Below are 1,289 nucleotides of genomic sequence, written 5' to 3'. Positions count from 1 at the left end.
TGGTCATAACCCCGTCAAGTAGACATCTATAAAAAGACAACTCTATGCTGCGACCGTTTCACGGTATTCCACCGGGGAACGGTCGTTTAGCTTCTTCTGGAAGCGTTCGTTGTTGTAGAACGAAACGTATTCTTCAACCGCTTGTTCCAATTCAGACATCGTTTGCGGACGAACAAGATAAATCTTTTCCGTTTTAAGATGTGAAAAGAACGACTCGATGCAGGCATTATCATAGCAGTTTCCACGTCTAGAGTGGCTGCCAATGACCCCGAGCTTCTCAAGTTTGCGGTTATATGCGTTAGAGGTGTACTGGAATCCTTGATCGGAGTGCAGGAGAACACCGGTGAGATCTGCTCTCTCGCTTAGGGCGTCGACTGTTTTGGTAACAAGTGCAAGGTCGTTTCGTTCGGCCAACTGCCAGGCAACAATCTCATTGTTGTAGAGATCCAGAATAGCTGAAAGGTATGCAAATTGCTCTCCTACCCGGATATAGGTAATGTCCGTAACGAGTTTAAGCAGTGGCGCCTCTGCAGAAAACAGGCGTTCCAACCGATTGGGATAAACAACAGATACCTGCTTTCCGAAGAAGCGCCGCTTCTTTCGGATCACCGAGCGGATGTCCAGTTTCTTCATGAGCCGATAAACACGTTTATGGTTCACATGCAGTCCTTCGCGTTTCAAGGCGACTTTCATTCGTAAGTAACCAAAGTAAGGGTGTAGTCGGTGGATCGCCATGATATGCCTCTCTAGAAGTCGCTCTTCCTGTATACGAGCGGTTGGATCGGATACCCTTTTCCGCCACTTGTAATAGCCTGCTCGTGATACCTCGGCAAATTTCAGAAGCCAACGCAACGGATACTTTTGCCGCATTCCCTCAATGATCTCAAAACGAATGGCTTTGCTAGTCACTCCCCGTGTAGATTTGGATACCGCTTTTTTAAGTATTCAATCTCCGCTCTTAGGTAAGCCATTTCTTCCTCTACGCTGCTAAACTTAGTCTTCGGTTTACCCTTTCGCGTAGCTTCTTGTACGAAGGGCTGCCCTGCCCGATGTCGTTTGACCCATACCTCAACCTGCGTTTTGTTTTGTATTCCCAGACGCTTCGCAACCTCACGGTACGCCAAGTTGTCCTCCGTAACCAGCCTCACTGCTTCTAGTTTTAAATCTTCAGGATAACTTTTGTTCGTACGACCTGTTTTCCCCATGAAAAATCCCCTCCGGCAAACAACTAGTAAGTTCATCTTAACAGATGTCTTTTTCTTGTTGTCTACCGTGAGGGGATAATACCA

1 protein-coding gene is annotated in these 1,289 nt (G+C 46.9%); it reads right to left on the bottom strand.

What is annotated here, in order from left to right; all coding sequences use genetic code 11:
- Positions 1-42: 42 nt before the first annotated feature.
- Positions 43-1,205 (bottom strand): IS3 family transposase gene (locus PGL01S_RS30655; RefSeq protein ID WP_218032390.1). Its coding sequence is split into 2 segments (ribosomal slippage): positions 43-929 and positions 929-1,205, totalling 1,164 coding nucleotides; the frame shifts between segments, so codons are not numbered across the junction.
- Positions 1,206-1,289: the final 84 nt, after the last annotated feature.

Origin of the sequence: Paenibacillus glycanilyticus NBRC 16618 (genome assembly GCF_004000805.1) — a bacterium.
Lineage (GTDB): Bacteria > Bacillota > Bacilli > Paenibacillales > Paenibacillaceae > Pristimantibacillus > Pristimantibacillus glycanilyticus.
This window is presented reverse-complemented; position numbering and strand designations above follow the sequence as displayed.